We start from the raw sequence: 24,639 nt of genomic DNA, 5'->3' as shown, positions 1-24,639 counted from the left end.
GTGTGTTGGGCTTCGCGGAGCTCAGCCACAACCTACAAGAGCAGTTCGCAAGCCAAAAAAAGCCCCTCGTGAGAGGGGCTTTTTTCTTAGACCTTGAACTGATTGATCAGCCGCCTTTGCTGCTCGGCCAGCTTGGTCAGCTCGGCGCTGGCCTGGGAGGCTTCGTCGGCGCCGCCGGCGACTTCGTTGGCGACCTGGCCGATGTTGATCACGTTGCGGTTGATGTCCTCGGCCACTGCGCTCTGTTCCTCGGCGGCGCTGGCGATCTGGGTGTTCATGTCATTGATCACCGATACCGCCTGGGTGATGGACTCCAGCGCGTGGGCGGCCTCGTTGGCGTGCTGCACGCTGGTGTCGGTCTTGTCCTGGCTGTCCTGCATCACTTTCACCACTTCGCGGGTGCCGTGCTGCAGTTGCTGGATCATCGTCTGGATTTCTTCAGTGGCCTGCTGGGTCTTCTGCGCCAGGTTGCGCACTTCGTCGGCTACCACCGCGAAGCCGCGACCCTGCTCGCCCGCCCGCGCCGCCTCGATGGCCGCGTTCAGCGCCAGCAGGTTGGTCTGCTCGGCGATGCCGCGGATGGCGACCAGGATGGCGTTGATGTTCTCGCTGTCCTTGGCCAGGGTCTGCACCACACCCACGGCGCGACCGATTTCGGTGGCCAGGACGGAGATGGCTTCGGCGGTGCTGTGGACGATGCGCTTGCCGTGATTGGCCGCCTGGTCGGCGTGGCTGGCCGCTTCCGCAGCGTGGGTGGCATTGCGGGCGACGTCCTGGGCGGTGGCGGTCATCTCATGGACAGCAGTGGCCACCAGCTCGATTTCCGCCAGCTGCCTCTGCACGCCCTGGTTGGTGCGAATGGCGATGTCGGCGGTGTGCTCGGAAGAGTCGCTGACCTTCTGCACCGAGGTGACCACCTGGCTGATCATCGATTGCAGCTTGCCGAGGAAGGTGTTGAAGCCGCCGGCGATGGCGCCCATCTCGTCGGCGCGGTTGTTGTGCAGGCGCTGGGTCAGGTCGCCGTCACCCTTGGCGATGTCATCCAGCATGCCGACCATCTGGCGCAGCGGACGGGCGATGCCGTAGCCGACGAACCAGATCACCAGCAGGCCGAGGCCCGCGATGAGCAAGCCGACCAGGGTCATGCCGAAGATATCGGCGTCGCGTTGCGCGACGAGGTCGGTCTGGAGCTTCTTGAGGTCGCCGTACACGGCTGTCTGCGGCAATTGCAGGAAAAGTGTCCAGCGCACGCCAGTATCGGCAATGGTGAAGGGCATCAGCAGCTGGATCTGCTCGCCATCGGTGCTGAAGGCCGGCTTGCCGTCGGACAGGTTCGTCAGCTGCCTGATCGCCTCGCCCGGAATGGCCGTGTCGGCCGGTTCACCCAGCTTGCTGGCGTCTTTGGTGAAGGCTACCAGGCGGCCGTTAGCAGAGATCAGCGCCAGTTCGCCTGCACCCTCGTAAAGCTGGCTGTCGGCGTTGCGCAGCAGGTCCTGGATGAAGTCCAGCGACAAGTCGGCACCCACCGAGCCGCGGAACTGGCCATCGACCAGGATCGGCGCGTTGAACGAGGACATCATGACCATCTTGCCGCCCATTTCGTAGGGCGCCGGGTCGACGATGCAGGGGCGGCGTGTTTCCTTCGGGCACAGGTAGTACTCGCCTTCGCGGATACCGGTGGCCAATTTTTTCTGGCTTTCCAGTGTGTCGCCCATGGGCTCGACGGTCAGGGTGCCGTCGGCTTTGCGGTACCACCAGGGCATAAAGCGTCCGTCCTGGCTAAAGCCTTCAGCCGTGCGCCCGGCATACTCGCTGTCGCTTCCGGCGAAGGCGTTGGGCTCCCAGGCGGCGAAGGCATCCAGCAGTTTCGGGTTGTCGGTCACGGTGGCGCGCAGCAGTTGCGACATTTCTTCACGCACCAGGCCCAACTCCGGTTGCCCGTCGGCGCCGGTCAGCCCCATCAGGCGGTTGGTGCTGGCCAGGCCCTTCACCACGGTGAGGGGATACTCCAGTTCGCGCTGGATCTGGCTGACCTGGGCGCGTGCCAGCGCCACCAGGCGTTCCTTGATGCCCTGTTCGAGCAGCGTCTGGGTGCGTTGCTGGACCAGCTCCTGGGTGCGGGCGCCGGAGAACAGCGCGTAGAGCACCAGGGCTGCGACCACCGCCAGCACACTGGCTCCTGCCAAGGCTGCGATGGAGAACTGAATGGACCTGAACTTCATGTGGGCTCCGGAATGCGATTTCACCGTGGTCCCTTATATCGGCCGCACTGTGAAATTTCCTGAGCCGGAGATGCAGATAAAAGCGCCGCCTGCTTGTCTACATACGACGTGGTTGCCGGGTTTTCTGGCCAGCCGTAGCATTACCGACCTCGCAAAGAGATGGAGAGCCACCATGGCCAAGCTGTTTTACTTGTCCGGGCTGACTGCGGCCCTGCTCCTGGCAGGATGCCAGGCCGTCAATACCACCAGTGGCGGAGCAGTCGGCGTCGAGCGCAAGCAGTACATGTTCAGCATGCTGTCGAGCTCCGAGCTGAATCAGATGTACGCCCAGTCCTACCAGCAGACGCTCACCGAAGCGCAGCAGAAGGGCGTGCTGGACAAGAACAGCAGCGACGCCCGCCGTGTCGACGCGATCGCCAAGCGGCTGATCGCCCAGACGCCCGCGTTCCGTCCGGACGCCGCGCAATGGGCCTGGGAAGCCAACGTGATCGACAGTGAAGAGCTAAACGCCAACTGCGGTCCGGGTGGCAAGATCATCGTCTTCAGCGGCCTGATCGATAAGCTCCAGCTCACCGACGACGAACTGGCCGCGGTCATGGGCCATGAGATCGCCCACGCCCTGCGTGAACACAGCCGCGAAGCCATGTCCAAGGCCTATGGCGTGCAGATGGCCAATCAGATCGGCTCGGTGCTCGGTGTCGGCCAGGCCGGCCTGGGGATGGCCAACGCTGGCGTGGAATACCTGATGACCCTGCCCAACAGCCGTTCCAACGAGAACGAGGCCGACCTGATCGGTCTGGAGCTGTCCGCGCGCGCCGGCTACGACCCGAACGCCGCCATCACTCTCTGGCAGAAGATGGAGAAGGCCGGGGGTGGAGCGCCGCCGGAGTTCATGAGCACCCACCCATCGTCCGGCTCGCGCATGTCGTCACTGCAGGCCGCCATTCCCAAGGTGATGCCGTTTTACGAGCAGGCGAAGGGACAACGCTAGGAACATCCGGGTTGTCGGCGATCCCGGCTGGCATCCCGGCAACCCGCGTTCTAGACTGCTCGCCGCCACCTCGAAGCGTCGAGGTGGCGAATCTCCAGCGGATGAGGAGTCGCAGTGAAAATCGCCGTACTGGGAGCAACCGGCCTGCTCGGCCATCACGCGGCACGGGCGGTGAAGGCCGCCGGGCACCGACTGGTGCTGATCCACCGGCCGACTTCACGGATCGAACGCCTGGCGTACCTGGAGCCCGAGTGCCGGGCCGCCGAACTGCTCGACCATGCCGGCCTCACGCGTGCACTCAGTGGTATCGATGGCGTGATCTTCTGCGCCGCCGGCTATCCGAAACGGCCGCGTCGCTGGCAGGAGGAAGTCTCCAGCGCCCTCGATCAGACCAACCATTTCTACGCGGCCTGCCTCGCCGCCCATGTCCCGCGCATTCTCTATACCGGCGCCGCCATTGCGCTGCCGCGACATCCCGAAGGCCTGCCTGGCCACGAAGGACTGTTCTACGAGGGAATGCCGCGCTGGAAGAACCCTTACCTGCTGAGCAAATGGGCGCTCGATGAGCAGGCCCGCGAGCAGGCGCGCAGTGGCCTGCCGGTGATCATCGGGATTCCTGGCATGTGCCTGGGCGAGTTCGACGTCGGGCCGAGCACGGGGCGCCTCATCACCGCCATGGCGCAAGGCTGGATGACCCATTACGTACCCGGCCGGCGCAACCTGCTGGATGCCGCCGACGCTGGTCGCGGCCTGCTGCTGGCGCTGGAGAAGGGGCGGGTAGGCGAGCGCTACCTGCTCACCGGGCAGAACATCGAGCTGGCCGAGCTGACCGAACGTATCGCCAACCTGCTCGGGGTCCAGCCGCCGCAACCCATGCCGTTGGCGATGGCCAAGGGCATGGCGGTGCTCGGGCGTTTGCGTTACCGGCTGTCTGGCGAAATGCCGAAGCTGGATGACACCGCCATCGCCGTAATGGCGGGTGGGCAGTTTCTCGATGGCAGCAAGGCGCGCCATGAACTGGGCTTCGTTGCGGAGACGCCGCTGGAGGTCACCCTGGAACGCACCATCGGGTGGTTCCGGGCCAACGGCTATCTCTAGTCAGGGGAGGGCTTTCTCGGCCAGGGGCTGGGTCGAGAGGCCGAGCTGGGCGCGGAAGCTTTCCATGTCGAACATGGTGCAGATCTCCTGCACTTCACCCACGCTGTTCAGGGTCCAGAAGGCCATGGCCGAGATACTGAGGACCTTGTCGCTGGGCGGATAGCCCAGGGCGGGCTTCTGGATGCTGCCGATCAGGGTGCACCAGGTGACCACCTTGTTGCCTTCGGCGATGCACTCTTCCACTACCACTTCCAGGTCGGGCATGGCGTCGCGGATATTCGCCACCATTCGGCTGTAGGCAGCGCTATTGAAGGGGCGGCCGATGAAGGAGCTCTTGTAGAGGAAATCCTTGCTCTGCAGTTGCTCGGCCAGGGCCAGGCGACCCTTGTTCCACGACAGCTCGATGTGCTGGCGAACCAGCCGCTTCATATCGTCCAGTGACACGATGCGCTCCCCTGCGCCTGATCCAGCGCGCACTTTACCAGTACGTCCGTTCCAGCCATTGGCCGAAACGCCGCCGGTTGGTGGCAATTTCGCAGGATGTGACGGGGAGCGCTCAGCGTGAGCGGAACGATACCCATCACTCCACGCGGCTGATGGGTATCGCGTTGCTCAACTTACGAAAAGGCGTGCAGGCAGCGTCAGATGATTCCGCTGAGCTTCAGCGCTTCGTACACGGCGTAAACAGCCAGGGCCGCGAAGGCGACGGCAGCCAGGCGGCGAATCAAGGTCAGCGGCAGGCGGTCTGCGGCGAAGTTGCCGGCCAGCACCACCGGCACGTTGGCGATCAGCATGCCGAGGGTGGTCCCCATCACCACCATGATGAAATCCGGGTACTGGGCCGCCAGCATCACCGTCGCGACCTGGGTCTTGTCGCCCATTTCAGCAAGGAAGAAGGCGATCAGCGTGGTGACGAAGGGGCCGTACTTCTTCAGCCCGGACTCTTCGTCGTCATCCAGTTTGTCCGGCACCAGGGTCCACAGGGCCACTGCGGCGAACGAGGCAGCGAGGACCCAGCTGAGGGTGGCGGCGGAGAAGAAGCTGGCGACCCAGGAACCCACGGCACCGGCGGCGAAATGGTTGGCCAGGGTGGCGGCGACGATGCCCCAGATGATCGGCCAGGGTTTGCGGAAGCGGGCGGCGAGCAGAAGCGCGAGCAACTGAGTCTTGTCACCAATTTCGGCGAGGGCAACGATCAGCGTCGGGACGAAGAGGGATTCCAGCATCAGGGTTCCTACGGGGGCGGGTCGACTAATCACCATGACACACGCAATCTGCCCACCCCGGGTCAGGTTGTGTGTGTCATAGGTCTTGTCAAACCGCTGGCCTGTCTATGCAGGCTCGGGGTCGCATGCGCCATGGTCTGTGGACCAAGTATGTTGACGCACGCCGGGCGAGCAGGGCGCTCGCGGGAGACTACTCCCCTAGGACGGGGCGCATTTTGCACAAGCCGGGTCGCCCCGGCAAGCACGAAATGCCGGTCGGTCAGTCGTCGCCGCCGCGCACATCCATCTCTGTGTAGGGCACCAGGCGACTGCCTTTCTTCATGCGATAGCCCAGCCAGATCACGAGGAACAGCGGCAGGCTGATGTAGGTAGCGGCCAGGCCGGCCCAGTCGATCTTGTCGCCGAAGAAGGCCTGGTAGTTCTGCCCGAGGGTGATCAGCAGGCACAGGGTGAAGGCGAACAGCGGCCCGAAGGGGAACAGCTTGGCGCGATAGGGCAGGTCTTCCAGTCGTCCGCCCTGGGTCAGGTAGCCCTTGCGGAAACGGTAATGGGAGATGGCAATGCCCAGCCAGGCGATGAATCCGCACATGCCCGAGGTGTTGAGCAGCCAGGTGTACAGGGTGCTGTCGCCCACGATGGAGGTGAAGAAGCACAGCGCGCCAACCAGGGTGGTGGCGTAAAGGGCGTTGCGCGGAACGCCGTTGGCCGACAGGCGTGCGAACAGTTTCGGCGCCTTGCCCTGCAGGGCAAGGTTGTAAAGCATGCGGGTGGACGCATACATGCCGGAGTTGCCGGCGGAGAGGATGGCCGTAAGGATCACCGCGTTCATCACGCTGGCGGCGGCGGCGAAACCGGCACGCTCGAAGAGCAGGGTGAAGGGCGACACACTGATGTCGCTGGCGTCGTTCTTCAGCAGGTTCGGATCGGTGTAGGGAATCAGCACGCCGATCACGAAGATCGCCAGGATGTAGAACATCAGGATGCGCCAGAACACCTGGCGGATGGCGATGGGAATGTTCTTCTTCGGGTTTTCCGACTCGCCCGCGGCGATGCCGATCAACTCGGTGCCCTGGAACGAGAAGCCCGCGATCATCGCCACCCCGACCATGGCCTGCAGGCCGCCGACAAAGGGCGCGTCACCTTGGGTGAAGTTGCTGAAACCCGGCGATTCGATGCCGCCCATGATGCCGAAGATGGTGGCCAGGCCGACGCCGATGAACACCACGACCGTCACCACCTTGATCAGCGCGAACCAGAACTCGCTCTCGCCGAAGCCCTTCACCGAGACGAAGTTGAGCAAGAACATCAGCCCGAGGAACAGGGCGCTCCAGTACAGGCCCGATACCTCCGGCAGCCAGAAACTCATGATCAGCTGTGCCGCCACCAGTTCCGCGGCGATGGTCACCGCCCAGTTGTACCAATAGTTCCAGCCCAGGGCGAAGCCGAAACCATCGTCGACGAACCGACTGCCGTAGGTGCTGAACGAGCCGGAAACCGGTATGTGGGCGGCCATCTCGCCGAGGCTGGTCATGAGGAAGTAGACCATCAGGCCGATCAGCGCATAGGCCAGCAGGGCGCCACCCGGGCCGGCGGTGGCGACGGTGGCGCCGGAGGCGACGAACAGACCGGTGCCGATGGAGCCGCCGATGGCGATCATGTTCAGGTGGCGGGGTTTGAGGGAGCGGTGCAGCCCATCCTTGGCGGGGGTGGCGCTGGCAGTGTTCAGATCGGTCACGAAAATCTCCAGGTCCCCCCGGTCGAAACCGGGAGGAGGGCGGCTATCGAGTGCCGCTTGAGTATGGATAAAAGGGCGGGGCCCGCCAGGTCAGCCCCGGCGGGCGCGGTAGATGCGGAAGCCATCACCCTCGGCGAGGGTCTGGCAGGGGCCGAGATGGTACTCGATAAGCGGTGGGTATTTGAGGAAGCTGTTGGCCACGATGCGCAGTTCGCCACCGGGGAGCAGGTGATTGCGAGCCTCGCGGAGCAGGTCCTCGCTGGCCTGGTAGTCGGTATGTACGCCCTGGTGAAACGGCGGGTTGCTGATGATCGCCGTCAGGTCGGCAGGAGCGCCGTGGATACCATCGGTGGCGATCACGTCGCCTTCCAGGCCATTGGCGATCAGCGTCAGGCGGCTGCTGGCAACGGCGAAGGCGTCCACGTCCAGCAGGGTCAGTTGGCTCTGTGGATAATGTCGCTTGAGCCACGCACCCAGCACGCCGGCGCCGCAACCGAAGTCCAGCAGGTGGCCATTGGGCAGGCCTTCCAGCTGCTGCAGGAGCAGGGCGCTGCCGCGATCCAGGCGGCCGTGGCTGAACACGCCGGGCAGGCTGACCACTTCCAGCGGGCCGTCGGCCAGGTCCAGCGAGTAGTGCTGGGCCAGGGTTTCCAGGTCGGGGGCGGCGGGGGCCTGTTCGATGTGCACTTGCCAGAGTTGGCAATGGCGCGCGCTGTCCAGCTTGCGCGGCTTGCCAAATGCGGCCAGTTGTTTGGCCGCGCGTTCGATGCCACCGCGTTTCTCGCCGACCAGGAAGAGCTCGCCGCCGGGCAGGCGGGCCGCAAGCGCGGCCAGCAGGTAGTCGGCCAGCTCACGGGACTTGGGCAGGAAGAGCACCGCAGCGGTGAACGGGGTTTCCGGCGGCGTGGTGCCGAAATGGCTACGCCCGGCGAAGCGGGCTTCGAGGGCTGCCTGGTCGCCAGCGTGCCAGCTCCAGCCGCTGGCCTGCGGCAGGGTGCCGAGCAGGTCGTCGGAGGGTAAGCCGGCCAGCAATACCGCGCCTTGGAACAGATCGGCCTGTCGAAGCAGGACTTCGCTGCGTGGGTCCATCTAAAGGAGATCCTGATAAAAGCAGCGAATTTTATCAGGAAGTTGTAGGAACTAGCTGACGACTCTGACAGGCGATTCTTTCAGCCAAGCGCCGCCGTTCTCCGCAAGCTGTTGCACGATGCGCTGCCGGGCCTCGCGGCTACCCCAGGCACTATGCGGGGTGACGATCAGGCGCGGGATATCGGGGGCCAGCAGCGGGTTGCCATCCCGAGGCGGTTCCTGGGTCAGCACATCCGTCGCGGCGCCGCCCAAATGGCCGCTGCGCAGCGCGGCGGCCAGGGCGTCTTCGTTCACCAGACCGCCACGGGCGGTGTTCACCAGCAGCGCACCCGGCTTCATCAGGGCCAGTTCGGCGGCGCCGATCATGTCGCGGGTCTGTTCGTTGAGCGGGCAATGCAGGGTCAGGGCGTCCACCTGGGGCAAGAGTTCGTGCAGGGGCAGGCGGTCGGCGCGAGGCGGGCGGCCCGGTAGCTGGCCAAGCAGCACGCGCATGCCGAAGGCCTCCGCGAGCCGTGCCACCGCGCCACCCAGTTCACCGTGGCCGAGCAGGCCGAGGGTCTTGCCCTCCAGCTCGAATATCGGGAAATCCAGGAGGCAGAACTGGCTGGACTGCTGCCAGCGACCAGCGCGCACGGCCGCCTGGTAGTCCGGCAGGCTGGTGGTCAGGGCCAGCAACAGCGCCAGGGTGTGCTGGGCCACCGAGGGCGTGCCGTAGGCCTGGCAGTTGCAGACCGTGATGCCATGGGCGCGTGCCGCATCGAGGTCGATGTTGTTGGTGCCGGTGGCGGCCACCAAGATCAGCTTGAGGTCCGGATTGGCGGCCATGGCGGCGGCATCGATACGGACCTTGTTGCTGATCGCCACCTGGGCGCCTCGCAAGCGTTCGGCGACTTCATCAGTAGCAGTCTGCGCGTGCAGCTCCAGTTGACCGAAGGCCTGCCGCAGCGGAGCCAGGTCGAGGTCGCCGAGGTCGAGGGAGGCGTGATCGAGGAAGACGGCGCGGCTGCTGTTCATGCGGGGCTGTACCTTTTGCGAGTCCGTGGGAAGGCGTAAGGTTGCCAGCCTACCAAAGCTTGTTACATCCATCGGAGGTCGCATGTACTGGACGGAATTCCTCACCGTCGCCCTGATCCACTTGCTGGCTGTGGCCAGCCCCGGACCGGACTTCGCCATCGTGGTACGCGAGAGCGTGGCCCACGGGCGCCGCGCCGGTACCTGGACCGCGCTGGGGGTAGGCACCGGCATCTTCGTGCATGTGGCCTATTCGCTGCTGGGCATCGGCCTGATCGTGTCCCAGTCGATCATGCTGTTCAACGCGCTGAAGTGGGCGGCAGCGGCCTACCTGCTGTACATCGGCATCAAGGCCTTGCGGGCCAAGCCGGCTGACCCCGTTGCTGCCGAGGCCGCGCTCATGGCCGGCGAACGCAGCCCGCGCGGAGCCTTCGTCACCGGCTTCGTCACCAATGGCCTGAATCCCAAGGCGACGCTGTTCTTCCTGTCGCTGTTCACCGTGGTCATCAACCCACACACGCCGCTGGCGATCCAGGCCGGCTACGGCGTCTACCTGGCCTTCGCCACCGCAGCCTGGTTCAGCCTCGTGGCGCTGCTGTTCAGCCAGCGCCGGGTGCGCGCCGGCTTTGCTCGCATGGGGCACTGGTTCGACCGGCTGATGGGGGCGGTGCTGGTGGGGTTGGGCGTGAAGCTGGCGTTTACCGAACTCAAGTGAACCGTTTTGGGCGGACCTTCGGCCCTACAGGTGCTTCTTTTCTGTAGGAGCGAGCTTGCTCGCGAAAGATCGTGCTCGGACGGTTCGCGAGCAAGAACTCGGCGTCCCCCTCGCTCCTACAAGTCAGGTCACCTTCTCCAACGTGGCCAGCTGCCCCAGGCTGGCCATGTACTCCCTCGGATTCTTGCCCAGCAGGCGCCGGAACATGGCGCTGAAGGCCCGGCCGCTGCCGTAACCCAGATCGACGGCCACTTTCTGCACGCTCTGGCCTGACAACAGGCGGGGCAGTGCCTCGGTCAGCCGCAGCTGCTGGCGCCAGTCGTTGAAGCTCATGCCCAGCTCTCGGGCGAACAGCCGGGCCAGGGTGCGGCTGCTGGCGCCGACTTCCAGCCCCCAGTCTTCCAGCGTGCGGTCCTGTTCCGGCGCCTTCAGCAGTGCCAGGCAGATGGCGCGCAGGCGCCGGTCCTCCGGCACTGGCAGGTGCAAGGGCATGTGCTCCAGGGCGGCGATTTCGTGGAGGACCAGCCGTTGCACCAGGAGCCTGTGTTCGTCGGCGTCCATCGCCTCCAGTTGAACGGCGCGCAGGATCAGTTCCCGCAGCAGCGGTGAGACGGCCAGCACGCAGCAACCATCTAGGGAGGCGGGGGCTGCACCGGCATCGATGAACAGGGTGCGCATCTGCACCTGCCCGGCCATGAAGATCTGGTGCTCCACGCCCGGCGGAATCCACACCGCCTGGGTCGGCGGTATCACCCAGGCGCCGGCCGCGGTGACCAGGCGCATCAGGCCGCGTGCGGCGTAGAGGAATTGCGCTTCGTCATGGCGGTGAAGTTCGACATGGGCACCGTCCTGATAGTCGCGCGCGACTGCGCTCAGGCGGCCTTGTTGGTGGAGTCTGATCAGCATGTCCGATTTGATGACTTCTATGGCCGGTTGCTTCGTTGTGGACAACCTAGCATGACCCTTCCTCCCATAAGAACGTCGCCGTCATGAATCGCCCCCGCACCGTTATCCGCTTCATCAACGCCGCCCATGTGATCGACCACATGTTCATGCTCATCTTCCCGGCTGCCGTGCTCGGCATGGGGCGTGACTTCGGTCTTGCCTACGGCGAGCTGATCGGCCTGTCGCTCGGGGGCTTTATCGCTTTCGGTGCGTGTTCGCTACCTGCCGGATGGCTGGGTGATCGCTGGAGCCGGCGGCAAATGATGCTGCTGTTCTTCCTGGGGATTGGCGCCGCCGCCATCTTCACCGGCCTGAGCACGTCGGTCCCCGTCCTGGTGGCGGGCCTCACCCTGGTCGGGGTATTCGCCGCCATCTACCACCCGGTGGGCACAGCGATGCTGGTGGCCCATGCGGAGAATCGCGGACGGGAAATCGGCGTCAACGGCATGTGGGGCAATCTGGGCGTGGCCTTTGCGGCGTTGCTGACCGGCTTTCTTACGGCGCGCTTCGGCTGGCGCGTGGCATTCATCCTGCCGGGCGCTGTGGCCATCCTGCTCGGCTGCTGGTTCGCCTGGTGCGTGAAGGATGAAGCCCCGCCGGTCGTCGCCGCTGGAGCCAAGCGCATGGGAAGCGGCATGCGCGTGTCGATGCCGCTGGTATTTGGCGTGCTGGCTCTGGTCACTGCCACGGGTGGCGTGGTGTTCAACGCGTCCACCGTGACCTATCCCAAGCTGTTCCAGGAGCGTCTGCATGACCTCTTCGCTGCACCGGAAACCCTTGGCCTGGTGGTCAGCCTGGCCTATGCCTTCGGCGCCATCGCGCAGCTGCTGATCGGCCGGGTAATAGACCATGTCAGCCTGAAAGTGCCCTTCGTCCTGCTGACGTTCTGCCAGGCACCGCTGTTGCTGGCAATGGCCTGGGCTGACGGCTGGGTGGTGATCCTGCTGGGCGCGGCCTTCATGTTCGTGGTGTTCGGCCAGGTGACGGTGAACGATTCGATGGTGGCCAACTTCGTCGCGCAGCAGTGGCAGGCGCGGGTGTTCGCGCTGCGCTACTTCGTTTCCTTTGGCGCCAGTGCGGCGGCAATCCCGATGATCGCCTTTATCGAGCCGAGGCAGGGCCTGACCGGGTTGTACCTGGTGCTGGTTGGATTCGCGGCACTGACCTTCGCAGCAGCACTGGTGTTTCCAAGAACGCCGGCGCATGTGCCGAAGGTCGTGGCGGCTTAGAGGTGTAGGGTGGGCTTCAGCCCACGCAGGGGGTGGTGGGCTGAAGCGGAGCGCCGCCCGGCCCACCCTACGCTCCGCCATGAAAAAGGGCGCGGTATCGACCGCGCCCTTTCTGTGTTGCCGGATCGGTGCTTACAGCAGCTCGATCGCCACCGCAGTTGCTTCACCGCCGCCGATGCACAGCGAGGCGATGCCGCGCTTGCCGCCTTTGTTACGCAGGGCGTTGATCAGGGTGATGATGATGCGCGAGCCGGTGGAGCCCACCGGGTGGCCCTGGGCGCAGGCGCCGCCGTAGACGTTGACCTTGGCGTGGTCCAGGCCGTGTTCGCGCATGGCCAGCATGGTGACCATGGCGAAGGCTTCGTTGATCTCGAACAGGTCCACGTCGTCCTTGTTCCAGCCGGTCTTCTTGAACAGGTTGGTCATGGCGCCGATGGGGGCGAGGGTGAACTCGGCCGGGTCCTGGCTCTGGGTCGCGTGGCCGACGATCTTGGCCAGCGGCTTGAGGCCACGGCGTTCAGCTTCTTCGGCAGTCATCAGGACCAGTGCGCTGGCGCCATCGGAAATGGAGCTGGCGTTGGCTGCGGTGATGGTGCCGTCCTTGCGGAACGCCGGCTTCAGGCCGGGGATCTTGTCCAGGTTGGCGGTCAGCGGTTGCTCGTCGTCCTTGACCACGACCTCACCCTTACGGGTGGTGACGGTTACCGGAACGATTTCGGCTGCCAGGGAGCCATCGGCAATGGCCGCCTGGGCGCGCTTGAGGGATTCGATGGCATAGGCGTCCATCTCTTCACGGGTGACGCCGTACTTGTCGGAAGTTTCCTGGGCGAAGGACCCCATCAGGCGACCGGTGCGGGCATCTTCCAGGCCATCGAGGAACATGTGGTCCTTGATTTCGCCGTGGCCCATGCGCAGGCCGGTGCGGGCCTTTTCCAGCACATAGGGGGCGTTGGACATGCTTTCCATGCCGCCGGCCACCATCACGGAGTTGCTGCCGGCCTTGAGCAGGTCGTGGGCCAGCATCACGGCCTTCATGCCGGAGCCGCACAGCTTGTTGATGGTGGTGCAACCGGTGGCGGCGGGCAGGCCGGCGTTCAGCGCCGCCTGGCGGGCCGGGCCCTGCTTGAGGCCGGCGGGCAGTACGTTGCCCATGATCACTTCCTGCACGTCGGCCGGCTGGATGCCGGCGCGGCTGACGGCCTCGCGTATGGCCAGCGCTCCAAGGTCCACGGCGGAAACGCCGGACAGGCTGCCCTGGAAGCCGCCCATGGGAGTACGGGCGCCACTGACGATAACGATATCGGACATCTCGAACCTACCTATCTGGATAACTGGCCGCGACCGGCCGGAGCCTCGAATTCTATCTCGTGACCAGAAAGCTAAAAAGAGTCACCCATCAAATCACTCTTTTGACTGATTTGCGGCTGGCCGATGCGACCTAAAGTCGAGAACAACCAAAAAGTCCTCAACCTCGCCAGGTGTGCCTCATGCTTCAGACCCGCGTCATCAAGCCCGCCGAAAACGCCTACGTCTATCCCCTGCTGATCAAGCGCCTGCTGATGTCCGGCAGCCGCTACGAGAAGACCCGCGAGATCGTCTACCGCGACCGTATCCGCTACAGCTACGCGACCTTCAACGAGCGCGTCGCACGCCTGGCCAACGTGCTCACCGAGGCCGGTGTGAAAGCCGGCGATACCGTGGCGGTGATGGATTGGGACAGCCATCGCTACCTGGAATGCATGTTCGCCATCCCGATGATTGGCGCGGTGCTGCACACCATCAATATTCGCCTCTCGCCGGACCAGATCCTCTACACCATGAACCACGCCGACGACCGCTTCGTGCTGGTCAACAGCGAGTTCCTGCCGATCTTCAAGGCCATCGGCAGCCAGCTGACTACCGTGGAAAAGACCCTGCTGCTCACCGACGGCAGCGACCACGACGCCGACCTGCCGAACCTGGTGGGCGAGTACGAGACCCTGCTGGCCGCCGCGAGCCCGAAGTACGACTTCCCCGACTTCGATGAAAACTCGGTCGCCACCACCTTCTACACCACCGGCACCACCGGCAATCCCAAGGGCGTCTACTTCACCCATCGCCAGTTGGTGCTGCACACCCTGTCCATGGCCTCCACCATCGGCGCGCTGGACAGCATCCGCCTGATGGGCACCGATGACGTCTACATGCCCATCACGCCGATGTTCCACGTGCATGCCTGGGGCGTGCCCTACGTGGCCACCATGCTTGGGGTGAAGCAGGTCTATCCCGGCCGTTACGAGCCGGACATGCTCTGCAAGCTGATCCGCGAAGAGAAGGTCACCTTCTCCCACTGCGTGCCGACCATCCTGCAAATGGTGATGAACGCGCCCACCGCCCAGGGATACGACTTCGGCGGCTTGAAGATGATCATCGGCGGCAGCGCGCTGAATCGCACCCTGTACGAAACCGCGAAGTCCCGTGGCATCCAGCTCACCGCCGCCTACGGCATGTCCGAGACCTGCCCGCTGATCTCGGTGGCGCACCTCAACGAAGAATTGCTGGCCGGCAGCGAGGATGAGCGCATCACCTACCGCATCAAGGCTGGTGTGCCGGTCCCGCTGGTCGAGGCGGCCATCATGGATGCCGAGGGCCATTTCCAGCCGGTGGACGGCGAATCCCAGGGCGAGCTGGTGCTGCGTGCGCCCTGGCTGACCTACGGCTATTTCAACGAAGCACAGAAGAGCGAGGAGCTCTGGGAACACGGCTGGCTGCACACCGGCGACGTGGCCACGCTGGACGGCATGGGCTACATCGATATCCGCGACCGCATCAAGGACGTGATCAAGACCGGCGGCGAGTGGATCTCTTCCCTGGAACTGGAAGACCTGATCAGTCGTCACCCAGCGGTACGTGAAGTGGCCGTGGTGGGCGTACCCGATCCGCAGTGGGGTGAACGTCCGTTCGCCCTCGTGGTGGTTCGTGACAATCAGACCCTCGACGCCAAGGTTCTGAAGGAGCACCTCAAGCCGTTTGTTGAGCAAGGTCACATCAATAAGTGGGCTATTCCCAGCCAGATCGCCGTTGTTACTGAAATTCCCAAGACCAGCGTGGGCAAACTGGACAAGAAACGCATTCGTGTCGACATCGCCCAATGGCAGGCTGCCGGAAGCACTTTCCTCTCCGCACTCTGACCGTTCGTCTCCCATCCCTGAGTAGCCCAGGCCGCGCCTTGCGCGGCCTGGGCTTTTTTCTGCCCCGCCAACCAAGCAAACGCTTGGCTTGTTAATTGCTGCGTTCCGACAATTACTGGCTATCTTTCCTACCGAAGGATCGGACTAGTCCGTCGGAAGGTGCGAGCCAGAGTGCCTGGGGGTTCCAAATCACACTTTCGAGGGATCAAGCGCTAATACCCGCTGGCTATAGTCCGCAACCATCAATAACAAAAAACACATGGAGTAGCGTCGATGACAACAACCACAACGTTCTGGCGCCTGGCGAAATTGCCATTGGCCGTCAGCCTCGCTTCCACGCTTGCAGCTCCGGCATTCGGCGTGACGTTCAACATCGGTGAAATCGAAGGTCAGTTCGACTCTTCGCTGTCCGTGGGGGCCAGCTGGTCGATGCGGGGGGCCGACAAGGACCTGATCGGCGTGAACAACGGTGGGGACGGTCTATCCCAGACCTCCGACGACTCCCACCTGAACTTCAAGAAGGGCGAGACCTTCTCGAAGATCTTCAAGGGCATCCATGACCTCGAACTGAAATACGGCGATACCGGCGTCTTCGTTCGTGGCAAGTACTGGTACGACTTCGAGCTGAAGGACGAGAGCCGTCTCTTCAAGGACATCGACGACAGCAACCGCAAGGAAGGCGCCAAGTCTTCCGGCGCCGAACTGCTCGACGCCTTCGTCTACCACAACTACAACATCGCCGATCTGCCGGGCAGCGTGCGTCTGGGCAAGCAGGTGGTGAGCTGGGGTGAAAGCACCTTCATCGGTAACAGCATCAACTCCATCAACCCGGTCGACGTGTCCGCATTCCGTCGCCCCGGCGCCGAGATCAAGGAAGGCCTGATCCCGGTGAACATGTTCTATGTGTCCCAGAGCCTGACCGACAACCTGTCCGCCGAGGCCTTCTACCAGCTCGAGTGGGACCAGACTGTCGTCGACAACTGCGGCACCTTCTTCGCCCAGCCGGACGTGATCGCCGACGGCTGCGACCAGAACCTGGCGGTGCTGCGTACCCAGCAAGGCCTGCGCAATGCCCTGCAAGCTGCCGGTCTGCCGGCCGCCGCGCGCAACAACGTCATCAACACCCTGCAAGCCCGTGGCGTGCAGTGGGGTAACCCGGACGAGGGCGCCATCGTCAAGCGTGGTCCGGACCGCGATGCCCGCGATGACGGTCAATGGGGTACCGCCTTCCGCTACTTCGCCGAGGAACTGGATACCGAGTTCGGCCTGTACTTCATGAACTACCACAGCCGCAACCCGTACTTCAGCGGTCGTGGCGGACCGGCTGCTGCCTACTCTCCGACTGCACTGGGCCAGGCGCTCGGCGGCGCGCTCGTCGGTACCATTCCGGGTGCCGCGATTCCGGGCACGGTCAATGCCCTGGTACCGCAACTGCTGCCGCTGGTCGTTGCCGGCAACAGCGAGTACTACGTCGAGTACCCGGAAGACATCCGCCTCTATGGCCTGAGCTTCTCCACCACCCTGCCCACCGGTACCGCCTGGAGCGGTGAGGTCAGCTACCGTCCCAACCTGCCGGTACAGCTGAACACCACCGACATCCTGTTCTCCGGCCTGAGCCCGCTGAACCCCAACGTGTCGGTACTGTCCGGTCAACCGAACACCGACCAGCCCGGCTATCGCCGCAAGGAAGTCACCCAGTTCCAGACCACCTTCACTCACTTCTTCGACCAGGTCATGGGCGCCAGCCGTCTGACCCTGGTGGGCGAAGTCGGTGTCGTTCACGTGGGTGGACTGGAGCACACGACCGAGGCTCGCTATGGCCGTGATCCGGTGTATGGCCCCGGCCCGCTTCCGGCTGGTCAGTGCCGTGCGCTCAACCTGAGCACCCTGGGTAGCCCCACTGCCGAAAACCTCACCAAGTACTGCGAGGACGACGGTTTCGTCACCACGACCGCGTGGGGCTACCGTGCCCGTGCCGTGTGGGACTACAACGACGTGTTCGCCGGTATCAACCTGAAGCCCAGCATCGCCTGGTCCCATGACGTGGACGGCTACGGCCCGAACGGCGTGTTCAACGAAGGCAACAAGGCCGTGAGCCTGGGCCTGGATGCCGAATACCAGAACACCTACACCGCTAGCCTTGCCTACACCGACTTCTTCGGCGGCACGTACAACACCTCGATCGATCGCGATTTCCTCGCGCTCAGCTTCGGCGTGAACTTCTAAGCGGTCTGGAAATTTGAGGAAGACGATGAAAATGAAAACAACAAAGAGTCTGCTGCAAACCGGCGTTCTGGCGCTGTCCATGCTGGCCACTGGTGTCATGGCTGCGGTATCCGCCGATGAGGCGGCCAAGCTGGGGTCCACGCTGACCCCGCTGGGCGCGGAAAAGGCCGGCAACGCCGACGGTTCCATCCCCGAGTGGACCGGCGGCCTGCCGAAGAATGCCGGCAACGCCGATGGTCGTGGTTTCCTGTCGGACCCCTTCGCCGGTGAGCAGGCGCTGTTCACCATCACCGCGCAGAACGTCGACCAGTACAAGGACAAGCTGACCCCCGGCCAGCTGGCGATGTTCAAGCGCTACCCCGACACCTACAAGATGCCGGTGTTCAAGACCCACCGTTCGGCCACCGTTCCGGCCGACGTGCTCGAGGCCACCCAGTACAACGCCACCCACACCAAGCTGGTGGAAGGCGGCAACGGCCTGGAAGACTTCCGCACTGCCAACCCCTTCCCGATTCCGAAGAATGGCCTGGAAGCGATCTGGAACCACATCACCCGCTATCGCGGCGGCAGCGTGCGTCGTCTGGTGACCCAGGCCACACCGCAGCCGAATGGCTCCTACAGCCTGGTGTACTTCCAGGACGAGTTCACCTTCCGCGACAAGCTGAAGGACTACGACGCCAGCAAGCCGAGCAACGTGCTGTTCTACTTCAAACAGCGTGTGACGGCTCCGTCCCGCCTGGCCGGTAACGTGCTGCTGGTGCACGAGACCCTCAACCAGGTGAAGGAGCCGCGCCTGGCCTGGCTCTACAACGCCGGTCAGCGTCGCGTGCGTCGCGCCCCGCAGGTGTCCTACGACGGTCCGGGTACCGCCGCCGACGGTCTGCGTACGTCCGACAACTTCGACATGTACAACGGTGCGCCGGACCGCTACGACTGGAAGCTGGAAGGCAAGAAGGAGATCTACATCCCCTACAACAGCTACAAGCTGGATGGCCCGAACCTGAAGTACGCCGACATCATCAAGGCCGGCCACATCAACCAGGACCTGACCCGCTACGAGCTGCACCGCGTATGGCATGTAGTGGCCACCCTGAAGCCGGGCGAGCGCCACATCTACGCCAAGCGTGACTTCTACATCGACGAAGACACCTGGCAGGCCGCCGCCATCGACCATTACGACGGTCGCGGCACCCTGTGGCGCGTGGCTGAGGCCCATTCCCAGTACTACTACAACCACCAGGTGCCGTGGTACACGCTGGAAAGCCTCTACGACCTGCTGTCCGGCCGCTACCTGGCGCTGGGCATGAAGAACGAGGAGAAGCAGTCCTACGACTTCAGCTACACCGCTGGCGAAAGCGATTACACCCCGGCGGCCCTGCGCCAGGCGGGCGTTCGCTGATCACGGCAACACCCTGTTGCGAAGCCGGCCTCCGGGCCGGCTTTTTCTTGTCTGTACTTCCTTCCCGGTGGGGCTTCTATTGGCTTCCCCGAACAGCTAGGCTCGTTCGAGCTCGCTCCCCCGCACGTACAACAGTCCTAGAAGCTGGGTGATGACCGTACTGACCAGTTCGCGCTCCATTTCGTCGACCGCTGCCATCGTGGCGGACGCGCGCTTTTTCCGCCCGCCGCGTCCTGCCGGCCATGTCCCGCGTCCGCGCCTCTGCGAGCGTCTTGCCGCCGGCCTCGACGGCCGCCTGCTGATGCTCAGCGCCCCGGCCGGCTTCGGCAAAAGCTCCCTGGCCATCGAGTTCTGCGAAGACCTGCCCGAAGGCTGGCAAAGCCTCTGGCTCAGCCTGAGTCGGCGCGACAGCGATCCGGGGCGTTTCCTCGAACGCCTGCTGGATGGCCTGCGCCAGTTCTATCCGGGCCTCGGTGACGAGGCCATGGGGCATCTGAAGATGCGCCAGCGCCACCAGCCCTTCGCCTTCGAGCAATGGCTGGATGGCCTGCTCGACGAAGTCGCCGAGCGCCTGGATGCCAACCAGCCGCTGCTGCTGGTGCTGGACGACTATCACCTGGCGCAGAACGCAGTGCTCGACCGCTGCCTGCAATTCCTCCTCAACCACCTGCCCGATGGCTGGGTACTGCTGGTCACCAGTCGCCAGCGCCCGGACTGGCACCTGGCTCGCTTGCGTCTGTCGCGTCACCTGCTGGAACTCAACGAACAGGACCTGCGCCTCACCGAGGAGGAATGCCTGGCGCTGCTGACCAGCCAGGGCGCCAAGCTGGACGGCGACGACCTCGAAGGCCTGCTGCAGCGCAGTGAAGGCTGGGTCGCGGGGCTGCGCTTGTGGCTGCTGGCCGGCCAGGAAGCGCCGGCCGTTGCCGGTGCCGAGCAAGCCGCCCACGGCGATGAAAGCCTGATCCGCGAATACCTGCTGGAGGAAGTCATCGAGCGCCAACCGCCCGAGGTGCAGGGCTTCCTCTTCGAGACTGCCCGCTTCGAGCGCTTCTGCGCGGAACTCTGCGATGCCGTGCGTGAAAGCCACGACAGCGCCTCGATCCTTCGCCACCTGCAGGCCCACCAGGTGTTCCTGGTGCCGCTGGATGAGCAGGGCCAATGGTTCCGCTACCACCACCTGTTTTCCGACTTGTTGCGTGCTCGCGGAACCCCGAGCCTGGCGCCTTCCGGCATGCACTTGCGCGCCTGCCGCTGGTTCAGCGCACGCGGGCTGCTGGATGAGGCCGTGGAACAGGCCTTGCGCGCCGGCCAGCCCGATGTGGCGGCCTCGCTGGTGCAGAACCTGTCCGAGGAACAGCTGCTGGCCAACCAGAACATCGCCATGCTGCTGCGCTGGAAGATGGACTTGCCTGACAGCCTGCTGTCCAGCACGCCGCGCCTGATCGTGCTCTACAGCCTGGCCCTGGGCCTGGCCTGCCAGCTGGATGCAGCGGAAGAACTGGCCGGCAATCTGGCGCGCTTCCTGCCCGCACCGGACCCCGCGCAACAACGCAGCCTGCTGGTGCAATGGCAGGCAATCAATGGGCTGATCGCCCGTGGCCGTGGCGACATCGGGCGCGCGGAGAATTCCTGCACCGAAGCCCTGACCGCGTTGTCGCCGGAAAACTACGGACAGCGCCATCTCTGCCTGTCCCTGCTGGGCAACATCGCCCTGGTGCGTGGCGACCTCTGGCGCGCCCGCGGCCTCAATCGCGAAGCGCTGGAAATGGCCCAGCGCGGCGCCAATCCGTTGTTCGAGTCGCTGGTCCATTACGACCGTGCCCGTGTCCTGCAGGTGCGGGGTGAAACGCTGCGTGCCCAGGCCGAAGTGCAGAAAGGCCTGGAGCGCCTGCGCGGCGTGGACGTCCCCCGGGCCTGCGTAGCCAGGGCACGGCTGATGCTCTACCAGGGCTTCCTGCTGTGCATGCGCATGGAACATCAGGCGGCACGCGTCAGCCTGCAGTCGGGCATTGCCGAAGCCCGTGCCTGCCGCGATATCAGCCTGTTGATCGGGCACTGCGCCCTTGCCGCTCTCGAAGGGCGCGAGGGGCGTTTCGCCGCCGCGTTCGCGCAACTGGCCGAGGCCGAGCGGCTGATGCACATCTGGGACGTCCCGCCGGTTTACTACCTGGCCATGATCACCCTGTCCAAATGCGAGCTCTGGCTGGCGCAGGGGCAGCTCGAGCTGGCGGAAGCCTGGCTGCCGCGCCTCGAAGAAACCTATGCGGGCGAACAGGCGGCCGCGGCGCCGGAGTTCCACCCGTTGCTACCGCTCTGCATCGAGCAGCAATCGGCTGCGTTGTCCCGGGCGCAAGGCAAGGCTGCCGAAGCCGAGGCACGGCTCCGGGCGTTGCTGGAGAAGGCGGAAAGCCAGGGAATCATGCATGTGGCGCTAGGGGCGAGGCTGCAACTGGTGAGCCTGCTGCGTTCAAGTCGCGAGCGCGAAGCGGTCGCCTTGCTCGATCGTGCCCTCGAAACACTGGAAAGCGGTGCCCTGCTGCCTTATCGGGAATTGCTGGAACAGCATCCGCAGTGGTTGCGCGAGCAACTGGCGACCCGCTCGCCGGACACAGTGCGGCAGTTGCTCGACCTGTTGCCGGGCGCCGAAGTTGCGCTGCCGGTGGATGCCGGTGCCGCCGAGGCATTGAGTTCGCGGGAGCTGGCGGTGCTGCAGCTGATCGCCCAGGGCTGCTCCAACCAGGAAATCAGCGAGCGCCTGTTCATCTCCCTGCATACGGTGAAAAGCCACGCCCGCCACATCAACAGCAAGCTTGGCGTGGAGCGCCGTACCCAGGCGGTGGCCCGGGCCAAGGCGCTCGGTCTACTGCGCTGAGGCCGCCGGGGGCACCGAGAGGTCAAGTGCCGGGCCAGCCGGCTTTGTCGGAACGGGCCTGGCCAACTGGGCATCCACGTCCTGCTGGATGCTGACCAGCACCGGCAGCAGGTCGGCCATGTTTGCGCGCACCTCGTCGTATCGATGCTTCTCCGCCAACTCGGCCACTCGCGCCAGCAGTTGCCCGCGCACATCCGCCGGCAAGTGCACGAACAGCTCCGGCAATTGCTTGGCCAGTTCGGCGCTGTAGAGCACCAGGTCCTCACGATTGAACTGGCGGGTCAGGCCCAGGTAGTCCAGAGCGCTGGACGTCAGCATGGCGGCAGCGGCCTTGGTTTCCTGCAGGCCCTGAAGGCGAATCTGGCTGGTCTGTTCCTTCTCGGAAAGCGTCATCCAGAACTCCACCGTAAGGGTGAAGAGGATGGCCTGCTGGCGCAGCGAATAGGTCATCAGACCCAGCGCCTCAGCACCGTAGGGCTGCTGCGCGGCCTTGAAGTCGAAGTACAGGCGCATCAGCTCCTTGAGCTGGAAGAGCACCACGCGCGCCTCGTTCTGCCTCAATTCCAGCGGCGCGTAGATGTTCAACTGCGGCTTGAAATTCGCCTCACTGACCATGCGCGTGTAAATGGGGCCGGTGAACTCGCCGCTGCGCCGCGGCAGGGCGTTGACCTGGGTGGTGTCGATTTTCTGCAGGGCCTGGATCAACTGGTGGTAGTCGGCGCTGGACCAGGGGCGCTGGATGTCCGGGATCTTCTGCCCCAGGTAGAACAGCTCGGCGGCCGGTGCGCGCAGGGCGAAAACCAGCAAAAGGATGGCCAGCGGCCAGAGCAGGGGGCGTGATAGCGTCATCGATCTGGACAATCCTGCGGGGAAGGGCCGGCCAAGAGTAGCGAGGCCGCAATGCGCCGTCACCCGCGCCTTGGTTGGGGAAGCGGGCTGATGGAAACGAGCGAGCAGGGTGCCGTACGCGCGGTGTTCGAGGACCTGGGTGGTTTCAATGCCGTGCGCCAGCAGGGCGAAGGCGAAGGGCCGCTGGTGGGGCATCTGCTGCGGGCCAATATCCAGCTGGCGGCGATCCCGGTGTTCGCCCGCAAGGGAATCGCCGAGACCACGGTGAACGACCTGCTGGACGCCGCCCAGGTGTCCCGGCGGACGTTCTACAAGTACTTCGCGAACAAGATGGATGTGCTGGAAAGCATCTATCGCACGGCCGTCGTCCTGCTGCTGGCGCGCTTTCGCGAGATGCAGGGCGATGCCGGCAGCGCCGACGCCTGGCTGCGCGGCATGGTGGCGCGGTTCTTCGACTACCACCTGGCCGTTGGCCCCATCATCCGCCTGATGCAGGAAGAAGCCCTGCGCGCCGATTCCCCTCTCGCCAGCCACCGCCAGCGTGCCCACGAGGAAATGGGTCGCCTGCTCGCGGAACGCCTGCATGGCGAAGGCGAGGCGCGTGATCCGCTGACCTATCGTGCGCTGATCTGGGCGATGGAGGCGGCCTCCCTGGAGTTGCTCGCCAGCGCAGCCTCCGCCAGTGGGATCGAGCGGGCCAAGATGGTGCTGGGGGATCTGCTGATCGCCGCGCTGCGTCCACGCACGGCTTAGCGCAACGGACACATCCTAGGTTGGGCGCGGTCATCGGGGCCGCGTGCTGTGATAGGCCCTCGACAACAACAATCACGAGGTGCCCCCGCATGTCCGCATCCAGCTTGCCGCTGTCGCCGCCGCTAGCCGCCGGTTTCGCCCGCCTGGGTTTCGGCTCCCTGCCGCTCGACCGACTCAAGGCGCGCTACGCCAGCGCCGACAGCGGTTCGCGTTTCATCGAGCTGGATGGTTTCAACGTCCACTACCGTGACGAGGGCAGCCGCGACAAACCGGCCCTGGTGATGATTCACGGTGTGGTGGCCTCCCTGCACACCTGGGACGGTTGGGTCGAGGCCTTCGCCCCGCATTACCGCATCATTCGCTTCGACGTACCGGGCTTCGGCCTCACCGGACCCAAGCGCGGCGGCGACTACTCGGCCGAACGCATGATCGGCATCCTCGGCCTGCTGCTGGACTACCTGGGCGTGACCAGGGCCTCCATCGCCGGCAATTCGCTGGGCGGCTACATCGCCTGGAACTTCGCCCTGACCCAGCCGCAGCGCGTCGACAAGCTGGTGCTGATCGACCCGGCCGGCTACCAGATGCGCAAGGTGCCCTGGATGATCGCCTCCGCCGCGCTCCCCGGTGCCACCCTGGCCATGCCGCTGTGGATGCCGAGGGCACTGATCGCCCAGGGCATCAAGGAGGTCTACGGCGAACCGGGGCGGATCAAGCCGGGCGTGGTGGACCGCTACTACGACCTGAGCCGCCGCCCCGGTAACCGCCGGGCGATGATGGACATCTTCCGGGTGCTGCTGAAGGTCAACCAGGAGGAGCTGGAAGGCACCGGCCAGCGCGTGGCGCAGATCAAGGCGCCGACCCTGCTGCTGTGGGGCGAGAAGGACCGCTGGATTTCGCCGAAGCACGTGCCGCTGTGGCAACGCGATCTGCCGGGTATCCAGGTGAAGACCTATCCGGGCGTGGGGCATGTCCCGATGGAAGAGATTCCGCAGCAGAGCGCGGCGGATGCGATGCGGTTCTTGTTGGGGTGAGGGTTGCATCAGCCACTCCAGATTTTCCCGCAGAAACAAAACGGCCCCGAAGGGCCGTTTTTTCATATCCACGCA

At 64.6% G+C, this 24,639-nt stretch carries 19 protein-coding genes and 1 riboswitch; of the genes, 10 read left to right on the top strand and 9 right to left on the bottom strand.

Annotation, left to right across the window (positions count from 1 at the left end):
• Positions 1-86: 86 nt before the first annotated feature.
• On the bottom strand, positions 87-2,222 hold the full coding sequence (locus E8E95_RS22230; RefSeq protein WP_280353941.1) for a methyl-accepting chemotaxis protein: 2,136 nt from the start codon (positions 2,220-2,222) through the stop codon (positions 87-89).
• 172 nt (positions 2,223-2,394) lie between these two features.
• Here E8E95_RS22230 and E8E95_RS22225 point away from each other — a divergent pair, with 172 nt between their 5' ends.
• Together E8E95_RS22225 and E8E95_RS22220 are read left to right on the top strand one after the other, a co-directional pair.
• Positions 2,395-3,213 carry a M48 family metallopeptidase gene (locus tag E8E95_RS22225; RefSeq protein WP_280353940.1) on the top strand — a complete coding sequence of 273 codons (819 nt, stop codon included), beginning with the start codon at positions 2,395-2,397 and terminating at the stop codon, positions 3,211-3,213.
• 114 nt (positions 3,214-3,327) lie between these two features.
• Positions 3,328-4,311 (top strand): NAD-dependent epimerase/dehydratase family protein, encoded by a 984-nt coding sequence (locus E8E95_RS22220; RefSeq protein ID WP_280353939.1) that lies wholly within the window; start codon positions 3,328-3,330, stop codon positions 4,309-4,311.
• Here E8E95_RS22220 and E8E95_RS22215 read toward each other — a convergent pair whose 3' ends face one another.
• The 5 genes from E8E95_RS22215 to E8E95_RS22195 form a co-directional block, all read right to left on the bottom strand.
• Positions 4,312-4,755 (bottom strand): ketosteroid isomerase-related protein, encoded by a 444-nt coding sequence (locus tag E8E95_RS22215; RefSeq protein ID WP_280353937.1) that lies wholly within the window; start codon positions 4,753-4,755, stop codon positions 4,312-4,314.
• Between the two features lie 197 nt (positions 4,756-4,952).
• Positions 4,953-5,534, bottom strand: a complete 582-nt coding sequence (locus E8E95_RS22210) for a TMEM165/GDT1 family protein (RefSeq protein ID WP_280354027.1) — start codon at positions 5,532-5,534, stop codon at positions 4,953-4,955.
• Between the two features lie 57 nt (positions 5,535-5,591).
• Positions 5,592-5,748: riboswitch (yybP-ykoY riboswitch) on the bottom strand.
• Between the two features lie 48 nt (positions 5,749-5,796).
• Positions 5,797-7,263: an amino acid permease gene (locus E8E95_RS22205; RefSeq protein ID WP_280354025.1), complete on the bottom strand. Its 1,467-nt coding sequence runs from the start codon at positions 7,261-7,263 to the stop codon at positions 5,797-5,799.
• Positions 7,264-7,362: 99 nt separating this feature from the next.
• On the bottom strand, positions 7,363-8,361 hold the full coding sequence (locus tag E8E95_RS22200; protein ID WP_280353936.1) for a class I SAM-dependent methyltransferase: 999 nt from the start codon (positions 8,359-8,361) through the stop codon (positions 7,363-7,365).
• 51 nt (positions 8,362-8,412) lie between these two features.
• Complete coding sequence (locus E8E95_RS22195; protein WP_280353935.1) at positions 8,413-9,375, bottom strand: 2-hydroxyacid dehydrogenase; 963 nt, start codon at positions 9,373-9,375, stop codon at positions 8,413-8,415.
• A gap of 82 nt (positions 9,376-9,457) precedes the next feature.
• On the opposite strand from E8E95_RS22195, the gene E8E95_RS22190 reads away from it, so the two are divergent.
• Positions 9,458-10,087: a LysE family transporter gene (locus E8E95_RS22190; RefSeq protein WP_280353934.1), complete on the top strand. Its 630-nt coding sequence runs from the start codon at positions 9,458-9,460 to the stop codon at positions 10,085-10,087.
• 123 nt (positions 10,088-10,210) lie between these two features.
• Here the strand turns inward: E8E95_RS22190 and E8E95_RS22185 are convergent, their stop codons facing one another.
• Positions 10,211-10,993 (bottom strand): helix-turn-helix transcriptional regulator, encoded by a 783-nt coding sequence (locus E8E95_RS22185; protein WP_280353932.1) that lies wholly within the window; start codon positions 10,991-10,993, stop codon positions 10,211-10,213.
• Positions 10,994-11,076: 83 nt separating this feature from the next.
• Here E8E95_RS22185 and E8E95_RS22180 point away from each other — a divergent pair, with 83 nt between their 5' ends.
• A complete protein-coding gene (locus E8E95_RS22180; protein WP_280353930.1) occupies positions 11,077-12,261 on the top strand; it encodes an MFS transporter in 1,185 nt (394 codons plus the stop codon).
• Between the two features lie 132 nt (positions 12,262-12,393).
• On the opposite strand, the gene E8E95_RS22175 is transcribed toward E8E95_RS22180, so the two are convergent.
• Positions 12,394-13,569 (bottom strand): acetyl-CoA C-acyltransferase, encoded by a 1,176-nt coding sequence (locus E8E95_RS22175; RefSeq protein WP_280353928.1) that lies wholly within the window; start codon positions 13,567-13,569, stop codon positions 12,394-12,396.
• Between the two features lie 179 nt (positions 13,570-13,748).
• Between E8E95_RS22175 and E8E95_RS22170 the strand changes: the two genes are divergently transcribed.
• From E8E95_RS22170 to E8E95_RS22155, 4 genes are all read left to right on the top strand, one after another.
• Positions 13,749-15,431: a fatty acid--CoA ligase gene (locus tag E8E95_RS22170; protein WP_280353926.1), complete on the top strand. Its 1,683-nt coding sequence runs from the start codon at positions 13,749-13,751 to the stop codon at positions 15,429-15,431.
• 273 nt (positions 15,432-15,704) lie between these two features.
• Positions 15,705-17,657 carry a DUF1302 domain-containing protein gene (locus E8E95_RS22165; RefSeq protein WP_280353925.1) on the top strand — a complete coding sequence of 651 codons (1,953 nt, stop codon included), beginning with the start codon at positions 15,705-15,707 and terminating at the stop codon, positions 17,655-17,657.
• Between the two features lie 31 nt (positions 17,658-17,688).
• Positions 17,689-19,056 (top strand): DUF1329 domain-containing protein, encoded by a 1,368-nt coding sequence (locus E8E95_RS22160; protein ID WP_280353924.1) that lies wholly within the window; start codon positions 17,689-17,691, stop codon positions 19,054-19,056.
• Between the two features lie 151 nt (positions 19,057-19,207).
• Positions 19,208-21,931 (top strand): LuxR C-terminal-related transcriptional regulator, encoded by a 2,724-nt coding sequence (locus E8E95_RS22155; RefSeq protein WP_280353923.1) that lies wholly within the window; start codon positions 19,208-19,210, stop codon positions 21,929-21,931.
• Here E8E95_RS22155 and E8E95_RS22150 read toward each other — a convergent pair.
• The gene (locus E8E95_RS22150) at positions 21,920-22,780 is read right to left on the bottom strand and encodes a hypothetical protein (RefSeq protein ID WP_280353921.1); all 861 of its coding nucleotides are present in this window, start codon (positions 22,778-22,780) and stop codon (positions 21,920-21,922) included. The two genes, E8E95_RS22155 and E8E95_RS22150, sit on opposite strands and share 12 nt — an antisense overlap.
• 90 nt (positions 22,781-22,870) lie before the next feature.
• Between E8E95_RS22150 and E8E95_RS22145 the strand changes: the two genes are divergently transcribed.
• Positions 22,871-23,533, top strand: a complete 663-nt coding sequence (locus E8E95_RS22145) for a TetR/AcrR family transcriptional regulator (protein ID WP_280353919.1) — start codon at positions 22,871-22,873, stop codon at positions 23,531-23,533.
• 89 nt (positions 23,534-23,622) lie between these two features.
• Positions 23,623-24,564 carry an alpha/beta hydrolase gene (locus E8E95_RS22140; protein WP_280353918.1) on the top strand — a complete coding sequence of 314 codons (942 nt, stop codon included), beginning with the start codon at positions 23,623-23,625 and terminating at the stop codon, positions 24,562-24,564.
• Positions 24,565-24,639 lie beyond the last annotated feature (75 nt).

It is taken from the genome of Pseudomonas sp. BN414 (genome assembly GCF_029871275.1).
GTDB classification, from domain to species: domain Bacteria; phylum Pseudomonadota; class Gammaproteobacteria; order Pseudomonadales; family Pseudomonadaceae; genus Metapseudomonas; species Metapseudomonas resinovorans_C.
This window is presented reverse-complemented; position numbering and strand designations above follow the sequence as displayed.

Excerpts from the sequence above, each read along its gene's own strand:
- E8E95_RS22195 (WP_280353935.1), bottom strand. The coding sequence starts at position 9,375 with ATGAACAGCAGCCGCGCCGTCTTCCTCGATCACGCCTCCCTCGACCTC.
- E8E95_RS22170 (WP_280353926.1), top strand. The coding sequence starts at position 13,749 with ATGCTTCAGACCCGCGTCATCAAGCCCGCCGAAAACGCCTACGTCTAT.
- E8E95_RS22185 (WP_280353932.1), bottom strand. The coding sequence starts at position 10,993 with ATGCTGATCAGACTCCACCAACAAGGCCGCCTGAGCGCAGTCGCGCGC.
- E8E95_RS22145 (WP_280353919.1), top strand. The coding sequence starts at position 22,871 with ATGGAAACGAGCGAGCAGGGTGCCGTACGCGCGGTGTTCGAGGACCTG.
- E8E95_RS22140 (WP_280353918.1), top strand. The coding sequence starts at position 23,623 with ATGTCCGCATCCAGCTTGCCGCTGTCGCCGCCGCTAGCCGCCGGTTTC.
- E8E95_RS22190 (WP_280353934.1), top strand. The coding sequence starts at position 9,458 with ATGTACTGGACGGAATTCCTCACCGTCGCCCTGATCCACTTGCTGGCT.
- E8E95_RS22150 (WP_280353921.1), bottom strand. The coding sequence starts at position 22,780 with ATGACGCTATCACGCCCCCTGCTCTGGCCGCTGGCCATCCTTTTGCTG.
- E8E95_RS22230 (WP_280353941.1), bottom strand. The coding sequence starts at position 2,222 with ATGAAGTTCAGGTCCATTCAGTTCTCCATCGCAGCCTTGGCAGGAGCC.
- E8E95_RS22175 (WP_280353928.1), bottom strand. The coding sequence starts at position 13,569 with ATGTCCGATATCGTTATCGTCAGTGGCGCCCGTACTCCCATGGGCGGC.
- E8E95_RS22200 (WP_280353936.1), bottom strand. The coding sequence starts at position 8,361 with ATGGACCCACGCAGCGAAGTCCTGCTTCGACAGGCCGATCTGTTCCAA.
- E8E95_RS22180 (WP_280353930.1), top strand. The coding sequence starts at position 11,077 with ATGAATCGCCCCCGCACCGTTATCCGCTTCATCAACGCCGCCCATGTG.
- E8E95_RS22160 (WP_280353924.1), top strand. The coding sequence starts at position 17,689 with ATGAAAACAACAAAGAGTCTGCTGCAAACCGGCGTTCTGGCGCTGTCC.
- E8E95_RS22155 (WP_280353923.1), top strand. The coding sequence starts at position 19,208 with ATGACCGTACTGACCAGTTCGCGCTCCATTTCGTCGACCGCTGCCATC.
- E8E95_RS22225 (WP_280353940.1), top strand. The coding sequence starts at position 2,395 with ATGGCCAAGCTGTTTTACTTGTCCGGGCTGACTGCGGCCCTGCTCCTG.
- E8E95_RS22165 (WP_280353925.1), top strand. The coding sequence starts at position 15,705 with ATGACAACAACCACAACGTTCTGGCGCCTGGCGAAATTGCCATTGGCC.